Source organism: Richelia sinica FACHB-800 (assembly GCF_014698825.1).
Taxonomy (GTDB): Bacteria; Cyanobacteriota; Cyanobacteriia; order Cyanobacteriales; family Nostocaceae; genus FACHB-800.
Genome location: NZ_JACJTT010000013.1, coordinates 51713 through 71568, shown reverse-complemented (window position 1 = coordinate 71568; position 19856 = coordinate 51713). Strand labels below are relative to the sequence as shown.

The following is a 19856-nucleotide window of genomic DNA, read 5'->3' as shown; positions in this document are numbered from 1 at the left end:
GGAATTCAGGAGTTACAGAAGTTACAGAAGTTGCAGGAGTTACAGAATAATTCATACCATTACTGTTTAATTCTTGAATTTTTAAACTCCTGTTCGCGTTCACGTAGTGTGCCGCCGTAGGCATACTTCTGTACGGGCGGGTTTACCAAAATTCTCGTTCATAGTTGATGATATCTGTAAACCCGCCCCTACTGACTCCTGAACTCCTGAACTTCTGAACTCCTGAACTTCTGAACTCCTGAACTTCTGAACTCCTGAACTCCTGAACTCCTGAACTCCTGAACTCCTGAACTCCTGAACTTCTGTTCGCGCAGCGTGCCGTAGGCATACTCCTCATCTTGTACAAACATGTGTGGGATCGTCTGCCCTTTCTGCAAACTCCAAACCATGAGCTAGCCGCCAAGCAAAAATTTTTGGTAATCCTTTCTCGATGATAGCTGCACAGGTCTGCTGATAATCATAGGGTACTTCTCGCAATGTCACTTCTTGTGTGTCTGTGTCGTAGATGGCATAGGTGGCATTGGGTCGTCCATGTCTGGGTTCTCCTACCGAACCCACATTGACAATTTGTTTGACGGGAGTGGTAAAGCTGAGATTTTGCGATTCCCCTTGAGTATCCACTCGCACCTGTAACTGTCCCCCATCGAGAGTACGGACATAGGGAATGTGGGTATGCCCACAAAATAATACATCTGCTCCTGTAGCTAGTACCCGTTCTAGGGCGACAAAAGCATCCAATTCCGGCAATAGATATTCATGGTTACTATAGGGGCTACCGTGAACAAAAGCTAAATTATCTGCTTGCAGACTGTAGGGTAAATTAGCTAGAAATTCACGATTCTCAGGATGAATTTCTTTGTTAGTCCATTCATGAGCCTGGATGCCTCTCTTTTCTGCCAATAATGAGGGATAACTGCACTCACAAGCATTCAAGCCTTCCACAATATCTTCGTCCCAACAACCAGCACAGGTGGGAATATCTAAAGAACGAATTTGCGTAACAACCGCATTGGGATAAGGGCCATAACCGACCAAATCACCTAAGCAAAAGATTTTTTCAGCTTTTTGTCGGTCGATGTCTAAGAGTACCGCATCTAATGCTTCATAATTGCCATGAATACATGACATAACAGCTATTTTCATAGTTCTTGTCCCGTCAATAACACCTGTCTCACCTGTTCTTGGTACTGTAAAATTGCCGTTTCTGGTAAACAGCAATCCGATAAAGTTTGTTTTAAACCTACTTGATCTAATTTATGTCCTACTACCTCTAAACCACTAAATCTTTGGGGCCTACCTTGCAAATGACGTGGTAAGTCTAATTCCAGGAAATCTGTTTGCGGAATCCCAGCTACAAAATCACAATAAAGCGATCGCCCATCATTCACGTCAAAGATACCTTTAGCACGAGCCACTTGCCCATAAGCACCATGGGTAATTTCGTACCACAATTCCTCTAAACTATTTTCGTCTATCACCTCTCCTTGGGTGCTAACCCGCCATAAAGCATCAACATTATCACTTGGGATTGGTGCACCATGAACAATTTGCTTTCCCCAAGTATGGTACTCAGAATTTTGGAGATGCTTGGGTATAACTGCTACGGTATGGTACGTGAAATTTTCTAAGATGGGTGTGATGGCATTTAACTCTAAATAAAACCCCAATTCAATGTAAACTACCCTGGATTTGGGTATTTGGTTGATAAATTCAATTTCTTGACCATCACCAAAAACTTTCAACCCTGGATATTCGCTTGCTATGCGGTTTTGGTCAATGGGAACATTACCAGTTCCTGGGCTAAAGTAAATGATGTTATTAACATCGGGTTGGTTTTGTATTTGTTGGCAAATCCAAGTAGTTTTTCCAGTACCAGATACACCAGCAATGACTGTAATTTTTGGCTTAGACATCATAAATTCAACATTATTTGTTTAAGATTAGGTGTTATACCAATTCGCCAAAAGCAACCAACACATTGAGAAAACCCCTCCCCAACCCTCAGAGCAAGCGGGGAGGGTGCGCGGCAGCGCGGGTGGGGTAATCATCTGTTGCCAACACTTTTAGATTTGGTATTAGTAGGGTGTTTGATTTTCCTTTTCTGCAAAAACATCAATGATAATTATTATCATTATTGCATGTGGATATAATTATGTGTCTAGTGATGCCACAGTTGGCTTTGCTTGAGCAGGATGGGGAGAGAAAGATTGTACCAATTTTTCTACACCAGTGGTAATTATTATCTATGCCTCCCGCCTTTTACTGTAAAGATGGTAATTTGTATTCTTAATTTCTGGAATTATAAATTGTGAATCTTAATTTTATATGTTTAATTTTTTATGTCCCGTCGGGATAAACCCTCATCACCAAATCAAATTGATATACTGCAAAATGCCCCTTCAGAAATTACTCAACTGGTAAGGTAATTATAAACTTTGTCCCGGCACCAGGACTAGATAGACATTGAATATCTCCATCATGTTTATTGACAATAATTTGACGGCTAATTGCTAAACCTAAACCGGTTCCTTTACCTACTGGTTTGGTTGTAAAAGATGGTTCAAAGATCCGCTTTAGGACATCCTCAGTCATTCCATAACCATTATCAGCGAAACAGATATGAATCTGATTTAGCTGTGGACTTGAGGATGTCGTAATTGTAATTGTTGGGTTTAAATCGCCATTTTGACTATAATAATTTTTCGTGTCTATTTCATCGAATACATCAATGGCATTGGCCACAATATTCATAAAAACCTGGTTTAATTGCCCAGGATAACAATAGATAGGTGGTAAATCTTCGTATTCTGTAATTACATGGATTTTTGGACGATTACCCATACCCTTGAGTCGATGTTTCAAGAGCATAATCGTACTATTAATACCTTCATGAACTTGGAACTCTACTTTCGAGGAAATATCTGAGCGGGCAAAAGTTCTTAAAGAAAGACTGATTTCCTTTAACCGACTGATTCCTTGATGCATTGATGCCAGTAATTGTGGTATGTCCTCAATCAGATATTCTAAATCTATTTCTTCAACTAATTCTTGAATTTCTGGATCTACAGTAGGTAATTTCTGTTGTTGAAGATTGACTAACCTAACCAAGTCTTGTACATATCCTTCAATATGGGAAAAGTTGCCACCTAAAAAACCCACAGGGTTATTGATTTCATGTCCAATGCCCGCAACTAATTGACCCAAAGTAGACATTTTTTCACTTTGAATTAACTGAAGTTGAGTTTGTTGTAATTGTTCGAGAGAATTACTTAATTCTGCGGTACGTTCTTTGACTTTTTCTTCCAAAGTCATTGTCAGATGAGCAATTTTCAGATGTAACTTTAATCGAGCAATAACTTCTTCTTGTTGGAATGGTTTAGTGATATAGTCAACGGCTCCTATTTCTAATCCCTGGACTTTATCTTTAGCATCTGCTAGGGCAGTCATAAAAATAACGGGTATTTTCTGGGTGATGGGATTATCTTTGAGGCGGCGACAAGTTTCAAAGCCATCCATACCAGGCATCATGACATCGAGGAGAATGAGGTCAGGATGGGCATATTCGGTTTGTTCTAGGGCTGATTCCCCATCGGTGGCCATGAGGGCTTTCCAACCATGTCCCTGAATAGCTTCGGATAGGACTTTGAGATTATTGGGATTGTCATCTACCAACAAGATGCGTATTGATGGAGAAATATTATCAGTGGTCATTGATCTGACTCCGTTTTTATCAAAGATTTAATAAATTTACGAATTTTTCCAGTTTGAAAATTGGTGGTCAATTTACGTAATTCAGATACAAAAGCAACTAATTCTGTATTCTCTTGGGATATATTCTCTATCATGCCCTCAATACCGGGAATATCTCCCATCATTGCTAGATGATAAAGTTCTTGTAAAACTTCTTGGGCAGGTAAGAGCATTTCCTTCTGTGATGAGGAGACAGGAGAGGAAGGGGGCTTTTCGGTGACTAAGGGGACATAAACCCACTCAATGTTTGGTGAGGAGGCATTAGTATTGGTACTAAAGGCAGATTGTAAAGCCGCTAGGAGTTCGTTTCTGTCTAATGGTTTAGGGACAAATGCTTTAGCCCCTGCTTTGAGACTACGTTGCCGATTTTCATCAAAGACGTTGGCACTGGAAACAATAATGGGGATAGAGGCAGTTTTTGCATGAGCTTGAAGAGCTACCATGAGTTCAAAGCCATCCATGTTAGGCATATTCAAATCAAGCAATATCACATCTGGTTGATGTTCAATGGCCATTTGTAAGCCTGTTTTACCGTCATCGGCTTCTAGGGTTTGACAACTAATGTTTTCGAGCAGATTTTTCAAGATGGAACGATGACTTTCATCATCATCAACAATGAGCATGTGCAGACTTGCACCCTGAATACCGACAATAGTTTGGGGTAGGCAAGCGATCGCCTGGAGGTCCCAGTCAGTAACTATTGGTACTTGTACTGCCAAGTCTAGCCAAAATATACTACCTTCTCCGAGGGCACTTTGAACTTGGATTTGGCTACCCATTAATTTAGCGATGCGTTGACTAATGGCTAAACCTAGACCGGTGCCTTCTGATTGTCGTCCCAAGCTGCCTACTTGTTCAAAGGGTAAAAAGATTTTTTCTAGCTGCTCAGGGGCCATGCCAATACCTGTATCTTTGATTTGGAAGCGAATCCCCGCGCTGGGTGATTGGCTGGGTTGAGATTCAGTGTCAATGGGTTCTACAGTAAATGTGACACTGCCGTTGTCAGTAAATTTAATGGCATTGCCGAGCAAATTAATCAACACCTGACGCAGACGTTTTTCATCGATTTCAATGGCGACAGGTAATTTATCGCTGATGGCAAAATTAAAGTCGATACCTTTTTGTTCAGCGCGGATGGCACAAATTTGGGTGACACCATGTAAAAAACTCGGTAAATGTACACTGGTGGCAACCAATTCTAATTTGCGTGCTTCGATTTTGGAGAGGTCGAGGATATCGTTGATCAGCATGAGCAGGTGAGAGCCGCACTGGTGGATGATGCTGACTCCTTCCAGATTACTAGGGGTCATGTTGGGCGATCGCTCTAACACCTGGGCATAGCCAAGAATACCATTGAGGGGTGTGCGTAATTCATGGCTCATGTTGGCGAGAAATTCGCTCTTGGCTTGGTTGGCTGCATCAGCGGCTTGCTTGGCTTCTAGCAGTTCATGGGTGCGTTCTTCCACTTTTAGTTCTAGGGTTTTGGAATAATCCAACAGTTGACCATTGGCTACTTCTAATTGTTGATTGGTTTCTTCTAGCTTTTGCTGCTTATAGGCATTGGTTGTGGCAATGACGCTGCCAAAGAATGCTGCTAAGGAGGGTGCTATGGGAATTAACAATCCTTGTAAAAACAGGCCATAACCAACTAATAAACAAGCCCCACCAATGCCTACAGTTGCCCACAAAACTTTACCACCAGGGATGCGGAATTTGAGATTCACCCCAGATAACCACCAACTACCTGTAGAACCCAGGACTGACCAGAAGAACACCCATATATACAAAGCTTGACCGGAAAAACCATGGAGGGATGTTTGACCTGTTTTTGCCCCGGACACTAATTGATGGGCAATATTGGCGTGAATAACTACCCCTGGCGTAGGTTTTTGGGCAGACATCCAGGCAGAACTGAAGGGGGTACTAAAGAAGTCATTGGTGCTAGTGGCAAAGGAACCAATAAAGACCATGCGATCGCGCATTAAGTTAGTTGGTACTTTCCCAGCTAAAACATCCCGCATGGCTACGGTGCGAAAAGCTGTTTCTGGGCCATACCAATTCAGCAGGATTTGATAACCACCTACATCAGCATCACTATAACCAGCTTCTTGACTTTGCAAAGGTAAGTAAACTTGTTTACCCAATCGATACTTTTGCTGTTGAGGGTCAATATTTTCTAAGGTAATGCCATCTGCTTCTAAATATTTGAGGGCGACTAAGGTTGCTAGTCCAGCTTTGAGGGTACCTTCTTCTTGTTCATCCCCCGCAGTCAGCAGGGCCCGACGTACATAGCGATCGCCATCTAAGACTAAATCTGCTAAACCCACTTGATTGAGTTTTTTCAATTCTGGGGGTGGTTTCACACGCTCACCAGTGATTTTCTCCACACCAATCAAATTAGGGGTTGTACGAAATATTTCTACCAGTTTTTCATGTCCCTTACCTTCCGGTAAATCTCGATAGAGATCCAAACCAATGGCACGGGGTTTTTGTTGGCGAATTTTATCTAGTAATTGGGCTAGGGCCCAATCTGGAACTGGCCATTTACGCACCGATTGAATATCTTGTTCATCGATACTCACAATCACAATTTCATCAGCCACGACATCAGCAGCACGTTGATGAAACCATTGGTCACGAATTTTCCATTCAGGTAAATTTAAAAGCCCCAAGGACTGCCCGACAATCACTGTCATAGCAACACTAGGGGTAATAATCAGAATGCTGCGAGTACGTTGAATAAAAGCCTGGATTTTGCGCCACATATTTGCGCTATGCAATTAATTGTTTAATATTTAAGCACCAAAATGTGGTGTAGGAAGGGCGATCGCTATCAAGTCCTATGAATCATCCTGATGTTAGGGGTCTAAGGATTCATGGTTCATATTTCTCTTTAGCAATGCCCAATAATTTCTTTTTTCTCTGTTGACTCTAGTTGTAGTGTTGATGGGGATGAATGCCACCAACACTCACTGAGGGTATGGATTGAGTTAAGTATTTAGTTAGCAAACGCTACTACTGGGGCTTTGACAATTTCCTTTAAGCCTACAGAAGAGAGCAGTTCGTCCCATTCCTTGGCGATTGTGTCATTGTCGGATGTCACTGTGTTGAGGGCTGCCAGTGTGGCTACACAGTCATACCAAACTCCATTTTTGCCAAAGGCAGCGGCTTGTTTGAGTCCATCTGGCTGCTTCATGGCTGCTGCTAATTCGGCATTGGGTTCGACACGCTGAATCCAACCATCCACATAGGGTGTGCTAGGACTGAGAGTGCCGTTGATTTTTAAGGCCAAAAACCAATTGTAGTTTTTGCCAACAGCCAATGCAGGTGCATCAGCTGGTAATTTAATGGCTACTACCCCTGATTTTTCTGCCACAGGGATGGTCATTTGGTACTGCATGTTACCAGCTTCATCCTTCAAGCTGAAAACAGCTTCTTCGGCATTGGAATCAGGCAGATAGACCAAGATGGTGGGACGTTCAGCAACTGTTGTCCCATAGAAGTTTTGGGGCAGAAGGGCAATCAACGCGGCTGGACCTGTTGATACTGTGGAATTATTTAAGTAGTAAATACCAGCACGGGAAGCACCACCTGCTGCTTGATTAGGAGTTTGTCTCCCAGCTACAGGGGCGAAAATGTTGCCACGAGAAGCACCACCTGCTGCTTGATTAGGAGCTTGTCTCCCAGCTACAGGGGCGAAAAGGGTACCACGAGAAGCACCACCTGTGGCTTGATTAGGAGCTTGTCTCCCAGCTACAGGGGCGAAAAGGGTACCACGGGAAGCACCACCTGTGGCTTGGCTCGGTGCATTTTTGCCCACAGCAGGGGTGAAAAGTGTGCCACGGGAAGCACCACCTGTGGCTTGGCTCGGTGCTGGATTTTTTGTGGGTGGATTAAATGTCACCGCACTGGCACTATTCCATGTACCACTAGCCAGCATAGCTATGATGCTCAATGTACTAGCTAAATATCGATGTTTCATCACTTGTACCTCATGTTTTAACCCTGAGCAGAAATACAATCAACTGTGACTGTAGGAAGAGGCTTTTATAATAAGTCTGGCTACAAGTCTACTGGGGAATTACTTACTCTAATATAAACGAAAATAAAGTAGTAAATTTGTGAAGACTTGCATAAATTATTTCCAATTTCCTAAGTAATAACATTGATTTAAAACCAGTTACCAACTAATACAAAGCCAGACCAAAAGAAAGGATCATGAAAATCTGTTTGGCGAATCAGGTTAATTTGTGCCTGCCGCAGTGCTTCAGCTTTGGTAATATTGGGTTTTCTTAATTGTTCGTAGAAATTAGTCATCAGGGTTGCGGCTGCCTTGTCTTTGACAGGCCAGAGGGTAGCAATGGTGGAACGGGCACCTGATTTAACTGCCAATCCCGCTAATCCCAAAACAGCCCGGTCATCACCAGTGGCTGTATCACAAGCACTCAGCACTAATAATTCGATCGCTTTGCTGGGATCACTACCGCGATTTTGTAATAGTTCAGATAATTCTTTAACATTAACTTTTCCATCCCATGTCAGTAAAAAAGTATCTTCTAGACGGGAACTGAACTGTCCATGGGTGGCTAAATGCACTACACTGGCACTGCTGAATTTAACGTTTTCTGCTAAAGCTTGACTGGTAAATTCCTGATTGAGCAACATGTCTGAGGATACAGCTTTGGCAATTTCCTTGACTTCCGCTTCTACGGCTGGTAAGGCGCTGAACCCGGAACGAGCTTGGCTAATACCACCAACAATTGCATTGATGCGGTGTGAGGAAATGGACTGGGCAGTCATCAATTGCAAACCGGGGGAAAGGGCGATCGCATATTTTTCAACTAAATATTTTTCACCGTCGTATAATCCCCCCATGGGAATGTTCCGCAGCTTACCATCTAAGACAAATACTAAGGTTTTAGTATTTTTAAAGATTTGGTCTTTTTCCGCTGGACGAATCAACCAATCATATAGTTGTTGGGAAATTCTATCTCTTTCTTTCGAGTCAGAAACTGGGTTTAATCCGGCTAATAACTTATCTAAAACTTGTTCGATTTCCCCTTGGGTTTTAGAAGTAACATAATAGTGCAGAGGTTGACCACTTTGTGAGATGATTACGGCCAATCTGTCAGGTAAAATAATGGGATAAATAACCGTAGCGGTGGGATCAACTTGGTCAATTTGTTTAGCTTTATCTAAACAAGCCTCACGAAAAAAGTTATCCAATTCCGCAACTTGTAATGCTTCAATTAAATCACGGGCTTTGACTAATTTATCTTGAGTTGGTTGTTGTTCGAGGAGTAAACCCACTAATTCGCGATAGACGGGTTCAACACTTTCTCGAAAGGAAAATTGCACATCGGCGTTAATGGCAACTAAATCTCCCCGTAGTGCGCTTAGGGCTTTGACTGCTTCTGTATAAGCATCAATAGCAGCAGGAATGTTACCTTGTTGTTTATATAGTCTGCCTACTTGCCATGCAGATTGAGCAATAATATCGTCGGCATGGATTTGACGGGCAATGGCTAAGGATTTTGCTGCTAGTTTCTGTGCCTGTGCATATTGTTTGGTTCTAATGTAAAGTTTGCCCCATTGGTGCAGTGCATAGGCTTCGGCTGGGGCATACTGAATCTGTTGTGCAGATTTGACTGTGGAGGCCATCAACTCCCCTAAATCCTTGAGGGGCAAGAATTTTTCAGGATTATTTTCTCGATTGAGGGTAGCGGCAAAATTAATGGCTGCGTAGAGGGAAGTATGACTGGGGGGTAATTCTTTTAATTGTTTGAGGATTTGTGGTGCCAGTGGAGCAGCTAATTCTGGTTTATTGTAATTCAAAAATAATTTTAATTGGGCTAACCGTCCTTGTAACTGTTCACTGGGATTGGTGGCTACTTGTTCAACTTCATCAAAGTAGTTTAAGGCGGTTTGGGGGTCTTGTAATTCGGAGGCAGATTTACCCAGATGTAGTAAAATCGAGCTTAAATGGGGTTTTGCTCCTATTTTCTCAGCGATCGCTAAACTTTGGGTCAGAACTTCTTGGCTTTTAGGTATATCACCAATAATCTGTAAAGTTAAACCGAGGGATCTCAACCCACTCAATTTAATTTCTGAGTCTGGCATCAGTGCCAATTTCTGGGCAATACTTTCTAATTGTTGTTTAGAACGGCGGTAAAATCCTAAATTTTGTAAAGCTTGGGCTTGATTAATTTGAGTACCTAGACTACCTATGGTATCTCCTGCTTGCTCGTAATATTTTTGAGCTTGTTGCCAAGTTGTAATAGCGGTTTCTGCTTTACCAGTCTGGAGTTGTAAACTAGCTTGGGTATTGAGTACCTGGGCCCAGATCATGGCATCACCAGCGGGTTGGACTGCTTGTAAAATTTTTAAGCTATTGTTAATAGATTCCTGGGCTGCTTCCCACTGGTTGAGTTCTTGCTGTGCTAATGATAGATAACTCCAACTCAGGGATTCATTGAGGTGATCATGGTAATTGCGGTAATGTTGGGTTGCACTCTGCCAAACTTTCACAGCTTCTGTAAAGTTACCCAATTGATAAAGGTTTCTTCCCTGTTCTAACAAGTTGCTGCTTTTGGTAGATAACAGAGAAGCTGATGGGGCTGGATTTGAGTTAGGAGTGCTAGTTACAGGGGAAGCACCTCGCGCTGGTTTAATTGTAACTACTATACAAAGACTGAGAATACCCAAACAGGTATACAGCCAATGGCGCTGTTTAATAAAAAGATTCATAAATTTACCGCTGGTGAGTGTTCAATGTCAATGACAGTCATCCCTATGGTATGAGTATTCCCAGAATTGACCTAAGACTAACATGATCGAAAAATTTTGTTTTGAGGAGGAGCGATCGCTGTATACAATCTAAGCTTAGTGGCTAAAATAAACGAATGCGACCATCATTGAGCAGTTCTAGAGAGCGATGGCTATTAGCACCACCAGGTCTGATTTCTACACGCAAAGTCCCGAAATTTGGTTTAGAAACTACAGCTTTTAAAGACTTTCCTGCTTCATCCCAAAACAATAAAGATAGGTTGGATTCTGCACCACCGGGAATATCTAATTGAAATTTTTGCCCAGATGGGAGAGAAAAACGTTGCATTTCCGGTAGTTTCTCTAACTTGATTACTTTGGCAGTGCTATTAATTACTTGGACTCGAAGATATTGGCCAGGTGTAAACTGGATGGGACGCTGACCACAATGTGAGGCACAAGTACCCGCTAAGGAAATCTGTGAATTGCCTGGTACAGTCAATATTGTCAAGGCTGTCGCTAAGAACGTAGCAGAGGCTAACTTAGACATAAATTCTTCACACCTTGTATAAATTACTCAACAAATCTCTATGCCAAGCGAAGGTCTTTCTCTTCACTTCTGTGGTTAAATATACTTGCATTGCCCAATAAACACAATATTGCCAACTCACCCAAATTCAGCAACAGATGCCCACTTTGAAACCCTTGTCAAATCACATTGATTCATATTTAATTAGCGTTGCTGATTGAGAATATGAATTTGTTTCATGCCAAGGTATAAAGAAAAAATAAGGATAATTGCTGCATTGCATACTCTGATTTAGCCACGCAGTTGAATTTTTAGTTTTTCATTGGTTGTATATGTCTGAAATAAAATTACATATTGGTGGTAAAGAATCTCATCCAGATTGGAAAATTTTGGATATTGAAGCACGTCCAGAGGTTGATTATCTTGGCAATGCTACTGATTTAAGTCAATTTGCCAATGATTCCATTGCAGCTATTTATGCTAGCCATGTTTTAGAGCATTTTTATCATGGTATTGATAATGAATTAATCAATACTCTTAAAGAATGGCATCGGGTTCTCAAGCCAGGAGGAGATTTATTAATTAGCGTTCCCGATTTACAAAAATTATGCTGGATGTATCTTCATCCAGATTTGACTTTGGTTGATAGAGTCAAAATTATGAAAATTATGTTTGGAGGACAGACGAATATTTATGATGTGCATAAAGTAGGGTTTGATTTTGAAATTTTAGCTGTTTGTTTAGAAGAAGCAGGATTTCAAATTTACGAACGAGTCAGCGAATTTAATTTATTCAACGATTGTAGTTCTCTGCGGATTCTAGAAACGCTGATTAGTTTAAATGTAGTTGCTCAAAAATCAATTTAAGATTTTTATGCTCATTAAAACCAAAGAATTCAATATCACACCCCAAGAACTACGTCGGTTAATTACTAGTATTTATTTCCAACAAAGAAGGATTATACTACTGTTGTATGCAGCTACGACTGTTTTGATATTGCTCTCAGCAAATAACGAATTTGGCAGACTTTTATCAATATATTTAATAGTTTCCTTTATATATATGATGATAGTGCCGTTTCTCATTAATTTTAAAAAGACTATGCCAGTGTGCAATTTTATTGCCAGATACTGGGAAATAGATGAGGAATTTATCTGTATTTATTATGAAGATGGCAGTCTTACTAAATTCCGGTTTGAGCATTTAATTAATGTTGTGAAACAGCAGGAATTTTATTGTTTGTACCTGACTGCTGCTGGACAACTCAATTATTTACCTGTGTCTGCTTTTGAATCAGAAAAGGATATTCATCGGTTTGAATTGCTCTTAGAAGGCAAACAATTAATCAAACTGTGGAAATGATTATTGTTTGGGCTTCAATAGTAGATAAAATAATTGTCCATTACTTACTGTTACTCCCGCGCGATCGCCTGCTATTTTACCAGTTCCCAAAAAGTAATCTACTCTACCTGCACCTTTAATGGCACCACCTGTATCTTGATCCAGTACATAACGGCTAACTATGCGATGTTCTAGTTGTTTATTAGCATTCACATAGGGAAAAGGGGCACGAATTAAAGCCAATGCACCAGGAGGCATGAGAGATTTATCTGTGGCGATGGAACGCTCTGGTGTTAATGGTACACTAATAGAACCTTGTGCTGGTTTGCCGTGGGTTTCCCGAAAGAAAACAAAGCTAGGGTCACGGGGAATGTAAATATTTAAATCTTGGGGATATTTTTGGAAATAGTCGAGAATAATGGGCATGGTTAGCCCTTCTAAAGGCAGTTTACCAGCATCGACTAAAGAGCGTCCTAAACTTTTATAGTTATGAGCAGTATTCCCTGCATAACCAATGGTGGTCTGGGTTCCGTCTGTCAGTTGCAGTCTAGCAGAACCTTGAATTTGGATAATATATGGTTCGAGGCGATCGCGAAACCAAAACAATTCTAACCCTTTTAATTTGCCTTTGCTGCCTTGTAAACCATCTGCTCCTTCTAATTCTAAGCGTTGGGGATGGGGTCGTGACCAAGACCCTAAATTCGAGGGGAGACGATAGACAGGATAACGGAATTCCTCGGTGGGAGTGCGGCTAGCTAAATATAGTGGTTCATAATAAGCTGTAAATAACACTGTACCCTGATTATCTTTACCTACGGATTGGTAGAGCACAAACTCTTTTTCTATCGCTGCTTGGAGTGCTTGGGGGGAGGTAGTGGTGAGTAATAATTGTCGGAATCTTTGCAAACTTTTGTAAACGCGATCGCGGGTGATGGTGGGAACGGGATATTTTTGATATGCGATCGCCGCATTACGGGTCTGTAAATATTTTAAACTCTGGTCAATTGCCTGTAATAAAGCTTTTTTATCTCCATCCTCATCTGCATAGATCATGTCATCTAAACAAGAACTATCCTTTTCACAACAAGTAATTGGTGTACGTGCTAAAAGTACAGATGATGTTTTGACAGTTTTATCGGTTAAAGATGTGGGTAACTGCCATTTGGTAACTCGGCATTCAGGATTACTTATTTCTTGATTTCTAATTGGTTGTAAGGACACCAGAAAAACCGATGTAAATATCGGCAAACTGAGTGTTAAATTAGAGATAATCCTTTTCATTGTTAAGTTTTTACTGTAAATAAATTTGGCAGATAAATCAGCAAATCAACATTAATGAGATTTTGTTGATGCTATAAAACATTTTGGGTTTAGATAGATTTAAAATTGCTATTGAATCAATCTGTTACTTGGTGCATTAAATGTACACTTACCCTACACTGAGGCTATTCATTCATATTGTGATATGTAGCCACGGCAGAGGGAGAAATACGATTTAAATATCGGAAAATCCAATATTTAAAAATAGTATCTAACACTACAGGAAATGTGGCAATAAAGACAAAGATAAAATCACGGTTTGCTGGTAATCCCCAGTGACGGGAAATACCTTCTAGAATAACTTCCCAACCATGGGGAGAGTGAAAACCAACAAAGATGTCAGTAAATAAAATAATAATAAATGCTTTGGCACTATCACTCAAGCCATAAACAACATGATCGAAAAAATCTTTGAGTACAGCTATGGCAGGTTTACTAACCAATAGAAACCAAATAAAGGCTATGACTGAACAAATATCAGCAAATACATTTTTAATAGCATTGGCACTAACAGTGCGAAATTCTTGGGCAACTTCTTGAGCTTTCTCTTGCATTTTCAATTCCAACTCTGCGGATGAAATTGGAGGTGCATTACTAATCATATTTTCAAATTTAATTCTTTCTTCAAATCTTTCCAATTCTGATAATGCTTCTTCCTCCATTTCTGCATTGAGAAAAAGCTGCGCTGTTTCTGAACTTCTCCATTTATCTACCATTGGCCCTACCAATAGAGCTTTAGAGATTTGATGAGTCAGTAAAGGAATAATGATTAATAATAAAATAAATCTAACTGATGTTATAGTTCTTTTCTGATTTTGTCGAAAACTTTGGACTACATCCTGTTCTGAGTTAGGATCTAATTCCGATTGTAATCGCGTAATTGTTGTTAAGATTGAACGTGGTAAAACCCCTGTACTATCGGCTTTACGTTTAGGTTTATTACCATTTGTTTGCACGATTGCTTGTGAATTTAATGGTTGAGCAATATTATTTTCATGGGAAATAGTGACAGAGGAAGTAGTTGTTATATCTGTAATTGTTTCTATCTCTGTGGTGTATTTAGAAATTACTTGGTCAATAAATTCCAGCTTTTCTAAAATTACCGTATGTGCAGGATATTGAATCCCAGTTTTCTGAGCAGCTTTTTGTCGAGATTCATTAGAAAACCAGCGACTAGCTCTAAATTCTGTTAATCGCATCCTTGCTGTTTTTAACAAATTTTTGACATCTGCCAGAAAATAGTCAATCACGCTACTACTATATAAAGTAGAATTGTGGTCTATTTTATTACCATTGAAGTGCTTATCTTCAATTTCTTTAATCTTTAAGGCTGCTTGATATGCTTCTTCTAAAGACCGTTCTGGTGTGAGTAAATACCATCTGTAAGCAGAGAGTAAAAAAGAGTATATTTTTTCACTAACCACGTTATTGTTCATTGTAGACAATCATCCAGGATTGTTTGTTATTTCTTAAACTAAAGTTAACGCAAGAGGTATACTAACAAATTAACAAGGAGTATATTTGTGGTCTTTGCTTCTGTTTGGATTGTCGGTACTAGCCGTAGTGGAAAGACGACTCGCTTAGGAGCGCATTTTTGTCATTGGTTGCAAATTGAAAATAAATATACAGACTTATTTTATACTAAAAATAATCGTCAGAAAAAAGCTAAGAAGTCCAGTAAAACCGTTCTACTTCAGCCAACAGAACCAGGTGTTTTAGTTTTAGCGGCCAATGATGATCAGCGACGAGAATTAGCAGATTTAATTGCTACTTTAACACTCGGTAAATACCCGATTCGCGCCAAGACAACATTGGGTTTTTTCCAAGATGAAGTGGTTTTATTTTGGCCGTTATTAATTCAATCATTACAGCTAAAGGCCCAATTTCCCGTGAGGTTACGTCCTGAAACTGAGCAGGAATTGGCAACAAAACTCTGGCGTTCTCAACTAGACTCAGCAACTCTACAAAAAGCAGGAATGAATGAATATCGTCTAGTGAGAAGGATTTTGGATTTATGGCAATTAGCGGCTTACAGTGGTGTGGCTTGTGAAGATATTACCTCGATTCTCACCACTGGTTTTCCAGAAACTAATGTGCTGCTAGAACCGGAATTTTTAGGTAGTTTGCTGCTGAGTTGGCGTAATTGGTGTTTAGAGCGAGGATTATTAACATATGGGTTGATTACTGAACTTTATAACCAAAATTTATTAACAAATCCTCATTATCAGCAACGTCTTATTCAACGCTATCAGGCCATTTTAGCGGATGATGTGGATGATTATCCAGCGATCGCCTATAACTTGTTTGAGTTCCTGTTAGACCGGGGTGCGGTGGGAGCCTTTAGTTATAATTTAGATGGGGCAGTTCGTTTAGGTTTAGGTGCAGACCCCCAATATTTGGCTAGATTAGCTAGTCGTTGTGAAGTGATTAATTTAGCGGGGCCACCACCGGATAGTTTAGCAGTGCAACTGGCCACACCCATGGTGGAATTAATGTCCACATCCATTGGGATGTTGAGTTTACCAGACTCTGTACAACCAATTCAAAGTACATCCCGCGCTCAATTATTGCGAAACACCGCAGAAATCATGATTGAAGCGATTAAAGGTGGACAAGTACAACCAGAGGAAGTGGCAATTATTGCCCCTGGTTTAGATGCGATCGCTCGTTATACTTTAATTGAAATCTTAACTAGGCAAAATATCCCTGTAGAGTCTCTCAACGACCAACGACCTTTGGTGAGTTCTCCTGTGGTCAGAGCTTTACTCACCTTACTGACCTTAGTTTATCCCGGTTTAGGTAGATTAGTTGACCGGGATGGAGTTGCGGAAATGTTGGTGGTGTTGAGTCGCAATAAAATCGTCACCGGGGAGAAAGAAGCAGATATCAAAACATTACCCCACCAATCGAAAATCGACCCGGTACGCGCTGGTTTAATTGCCGATTACTGCTTTGTTCCCCACCCAGATGACCCCCATTTACTGCCAGTCACCACCTTTGAACGTTGGGATAGAATCGGCTATACAGCTACCAAAGCTTATGAAGAGATATTACACTGGATTGAACAACAGCGATCGCAACATCAACAGCGTCTCATTCCCTCTCCCATATCCCTGTTATATTTAGCTATTCAAAATTTTCTCTGTCAGGATAGCAACCCCCCCTATGAACAACTAGCAGCATTACGTGAATTACTAGAAACTGCTCAACACTACTGGGAAGTAGAAACCAGATTAAAACAAAACGATTTGCAATTACCTTCCCATTCCCAAGCTAGCAATACCATTAGCGAATTTATTCAACTGCTGCGACGGGGCACAATTACTGCCAACCCCTACCCTGTCCGTCCCTATGGTAACGCCAGAAAAGCTGTCACCTTAGCCACCATTTTCCAATATCGCGCTAGCCGCAGATTTCATCGTTGGCATTTCTGGTTAGATGCAGGTTCACCCCTCTGGGCCAAAGGTGGTGCAGCTACATTATACGGTGCAAATTTATTTTTGCGCGATCGCTTAGGACAACCTTGGACAGCAGAAAATGAAAGTATGGCAGAAGAACAAAGATTAAGAAGGATTTTAGCTGATTTACTGGCTCGCGTTTCTGAAAAAGTGTATTTGTGTCACAGTGAGTTAGCTGTTAATGGACAGGAACAAATGGGGCCCCTACTACCATTAGTTCATGCTTGTGTGCCAGTGATGAGTTAAATCACATCATCTACTGAAAAAGAAGCCTGAGAAAGGACTCTGTGTGAATTTGATTTTTTTCCTCTCCCCCTCTTGACACTCCAGTTCACTGGAGAATTCAAGATGAAAATGAAATCAGTTTGAAACACAAGAATTGGAGTCCGCAAATGAAGAATACCACCCTGAAACTGCGCGGTATGAGTTGTGCCTCCTGTGCCAAAAATATTGAAGATGCAATACTTTCTGTCCCTGGTGTAACCGCATGTAATGTCAACTTTGGGGTAGAACAGGCAATAGTAGAGTATGACCCCAGAAGCACAAATTTACAAACCATCCAAGCTGCCGTAGATGCAGCAGGTTACTCGTCCTCTCCCCTGGAAGAACAAAATTTCATGGTAGGGGAAGATGATGAAGAAACAAGGTATCGTCAACAAACATCCCGTGATTTACAGCAAAAGGTGACTGTGGGGGGCATGATTAGTACAGTGCTGGTAGTTGGTTCATTACCAATGATGACTGGCTTAGACCTGCCTTTTATTCCCCCATGGTTGCATAACCCTTGGCTACAATTAATCCTCACTACTCCTGTACAGTTTTGGTGTGGTTACTCGTTTTACATCAATGCGGGGAAAGCTTTCAAGCGCCATACCGCCACAATGGATACCTTAATAGCTTTAGGTACAAGTGCAGCCTATTTCTATTCCCTATTTGCCACGTTATTTCCTGGCTTTTTCCTGGATCAGGGATTAATGGCAGATGTATACTATGAAACAGCGGCAGTTGTAATTACCCTAATTTTATTAGGACGTTGGTTTGAAAATCGCGCTAAGAGTCAAACTTCAGAAGCAATTCGCAAACTAATTGGTCTGCAAGCGAAAACTGCGCGGTTAATTCGTCACGGACAAGAAATTGATGTTCCCATTGAACAGGTGGAAATTGGTGATGTCGTGCTGGTGCGTCCGGGGGAAAAAATACCCGTTGATGGGGAAGTAATTCACGGCACATCCACAGTTGATGAAGCAATGGTAACTGGAGAAAGTGTCCCTGTGAAAAAACAACCAGGGGATGAAGTCATCGGTGCAACTCTTAATAAAACTGGTAGTTTCCAATTTCAAGCTACAAGAGTAGGAAAAGATACTGTATTAGCCCAGATTGTCTTGTTAGTGCAGCAAGCACAAGGTTCAAAAGCTCCCATTCAAAGACTAGCAGACCAAGTGACTGGGTGGTTTGTGCCGGCGGTAATTGCGATCGCTATTCTCACTTTTATTATTTGGTATGACATCATGGGTAATATCACCCTAGCATTGACTACCACCGTCGGAGTATTAATTATTGCTTGTCCTTGTGCTTTAGGTTTAGCCACACCCACCTCTGTGATGGTGGGGACAGGTAAAGGTGCAGAACATGGCATTTTAATTAAAGGTGCAGAAAGCTTAGAACTAGCGCATCAAATTCAAACCATTGTCTTAGACAAAACCGGCACCATTACCCAAGGTAAACCGACAGTTACAGATTTTCTCACAGTTGATGGTACAGCCAACAGCAACGAAATTCACCTAATTCAACTGGCCGCATCCCTAGAACGAAATTCAGAACATCCTTTAGCAGAAGCGGTTGTTAGATATGCTCAAACTCAAGAAGTAACCTTAGCAGATGTTCAAGATTTTGAAGCTGTTGCTGGTAGCGGTGTTCAAGGTATTGTTTCTAACCATTTCGTGCAAATTGGGACACAACGCTGGATGGAAGAGTTGAATATTCATACCCAATCTTTGCAACAGGATAAAGAAAAATTAGAATATTTGGGTAAAACTGCCGTATGGTTAGCCGTTAACGGCGAAATTAAAGGATTAATGGGAATTGCAGATGCCATTAAACCCGCTTCACCCCAAGCTGTGAAAGCATTGCAAAAACTCGGTTTAGAAGTAGTGATGCTCACAGGTGATAACCGTCGCACTGCCGAAAGTATTGCCCGTGAAGTTGGGATTAAGCGAGTATTAGCAGAGGTTCGTCCTGAACAAAAAGCCGCTACAGTCCAAGCAATACAAGCAGAAGGTAAAATAGTAGCTATGGTTGGTGATGGAATCAACGATGCACCAGCTTTAGCCCAAGCCGATGTGGGAATTGCCATTGGTACAGGTACAGACGTAGCGATCGCTGCTAGTGACATTACCTTAATTTCTGGTGATTTGCAAGGCATAGTTACAGCCATTCAACTCAGCCGCGCTACAATTCGCAACATTCGCCAAAATCTATTTTTTGCCTTTATTTATAACGTTGCTGGTATTCCCATAGCTGCGGGTATTTTGTTCCCTATTTTCGGTTGGTTACTTAACCCGATTATTGCTGGTGCAGCAATGGCTTTTAGTTCAGTTTCTGTAGTTAGTAATGCTTTACGTTTACGTCATTTTCAACCTAAAACCATGGCATAAAAATTAGATTATTTGTTTCAACTATCAAGACACCGACAG

13 protein-coding genes are annotated in these 19856 nt (G+C 41.0%); 4 read left to right on the top strand and 9 right to left on the bottom strand.

What is annotated here, in order from left to right; genetic code table 11:
• Window positions 1–333: 333 nt before the first annotated feature.
• From H6G73_RS11670 to H6G73_RS11640, 7 genes are all read right to left on the bottom strand, one after another.
• A complete protein-coding gene (locus H6G73_RS11670) occupies window positions 334–1143 on the bottom strand; it encodes a metallophosphoesterase family protein (protein WP_190604532.1) in 810 nt (269 codons plus the stop codon).
• The gene (locus H6G73_RS11665; protein WP_190604610.1) at window positions 1140–1913 is read right to left on the bottom strand and encodes a GTP-binding protein; all 774 of its coding nucleotides are present in this window, start codon (window positions 1911–1913) and stop codon (window positions 1140–1142) included. The genes H6G73_RS11670 and H6G73_RS11665 overlap by 4 nt, the downstream gene beginning before the upstream one ends.
• A 493-nt stretch (window positions 1914–2406) precedes the next feature.
• Window positions 2407–3711 carry a hybrid sensor histidine kinase/response regulator gene (locus H6G73_RS11660; protein ID WP_190604530.1) on the bottom strand — a complete coding sequence of 435 codons (1305 nt, stop codon included), beginning with the start codon at window positions 3709–3711 and terminating at the stop codon, window positions 2407–2409.
• Entirely contained in the window at window positions 3708–6515 is a 2808-nt protein-coding gene (locus tag H6G73_RS11655; RefSeq protein WP_190604528.1) for a CHASE2 domain-containing protein, read from the bottom strand. The genes H6G73_RS11660 and H6G73_RS11655 overlap by 4 nt, the downstream gene beginning before the upstream one ends.
• 233 nt (window positions 6516–6748) lie before the next feature.
• On the bottom strand, window positions 6749–7732 hold the full coding sequence (locus H6G73_RS11650) for a DUF928 domain-containing protein (protein WP_190604525.1): 984 nt from the start codon (window positions 7730–7732) through the stop codon (window positions 6749–6751).
• Window positions 7733–7920: 188 nt separating this feature from the next.
• Complete coding sequence (locus tag H6G73_RS11645; RefSeq protein WP_190604523.1) at window positions 7921–10497, bottom strand: CHAT domain-containing protein; 2577 nt, start codon at window positions 10495–10497, stop codon at window positions 7921–7923.
• A gap of 142 nt (window positions 10498–10639) precedes the next feature.
• Window positions 10640–11065, bottom strand: coding sequence for a hypothetical protein (locus tag H6G73_RS11640; RefSeq protein WP_190604520.1), 426 nt, complete (start codon window positions 11063–11065; stop codon window positions 10640–10642).
• Between the two features lie 311 nt (window positions 11066–11376).
• Between H6G73_RS11640 and H6G73_RS11635 the strand changes: the two genes are divergently transcribed.
• A complete protein-coding gene (locus tag H6G73_RS11635) occupies window positions 11377–11910 on the top strand; it encodes a class I SAM-dependent methyltransferase (RefSeq protein WP_190604518.1) in 534 nt (177 codons plus the stop codon).
• Between the two features lie 7 nt (window positions 11911–11917).
• Window positions 11918–12406 carry a YcxB family protein gene (locus H6G73_RS11630; RefSeq protein WP_190604516.1) on the top strand — a complete coding sequence of 163 codons (489 nt, stop codon included), beginning with the start codon at window positions 11918–11920 and terminating at the stop codon, window positions 12404–12406.
• Here H6G73_RS11630 and mltA read toward each other — a convergent pair whose 3' ends face one another.
• Window positions 12407–13666, bottom strand: coding sequence for a murein transglycosylase A (gene mltA / locus H6G73_RS11625; protein ID WP_190604514.1), 1260 nt, complete (start codon window positions 13664–13666; stop codon window positions 12407–12409).
• 164 nt (window positions 13667–13830) lie between these two features.
• Window positions 13831–15141 carry a proton extrusion protein PcxA gene (locus H6G73_RS11620; protein WP_390839734.1) on the bottom strand — a complete coding sequence of 437 codons (1311 nt, stop codon included), beginning with the start codon at window positions 15139–15141 and terminating at the stop codon, window positions 13831–13833.
• Window positions 15142–15228: 87 nt separating this feature from the next.
• Between H6G73_RS11620 and H6G73_RS11615 the strand changes: the two genes are divergently transcribed.
• Window positions 15229–17409, top strand: a complete 2181-nt coding sequence (locus tag H6G73_RS11615; RefSeq protein WP_190604510.1) for a recombinase family protein — start codon at window positions 15229–15231, stop codon at window positions 17407–17409.
• A 146-nt stretch (window positions 17410–17555) separates the two neighbouring features.
• Window positions 17556–19817, top strand: a complete 2262-nt coding sequence (locus H6G73_RS11610) for a heavy metal translocating P-type ATPase (protein WP_190604508.1) — start codon at window positions 17556–17558, stop codon at window positions 19815–19817.
• Window positions 19818–19856 lie beyond the last annotated feature (39 nt).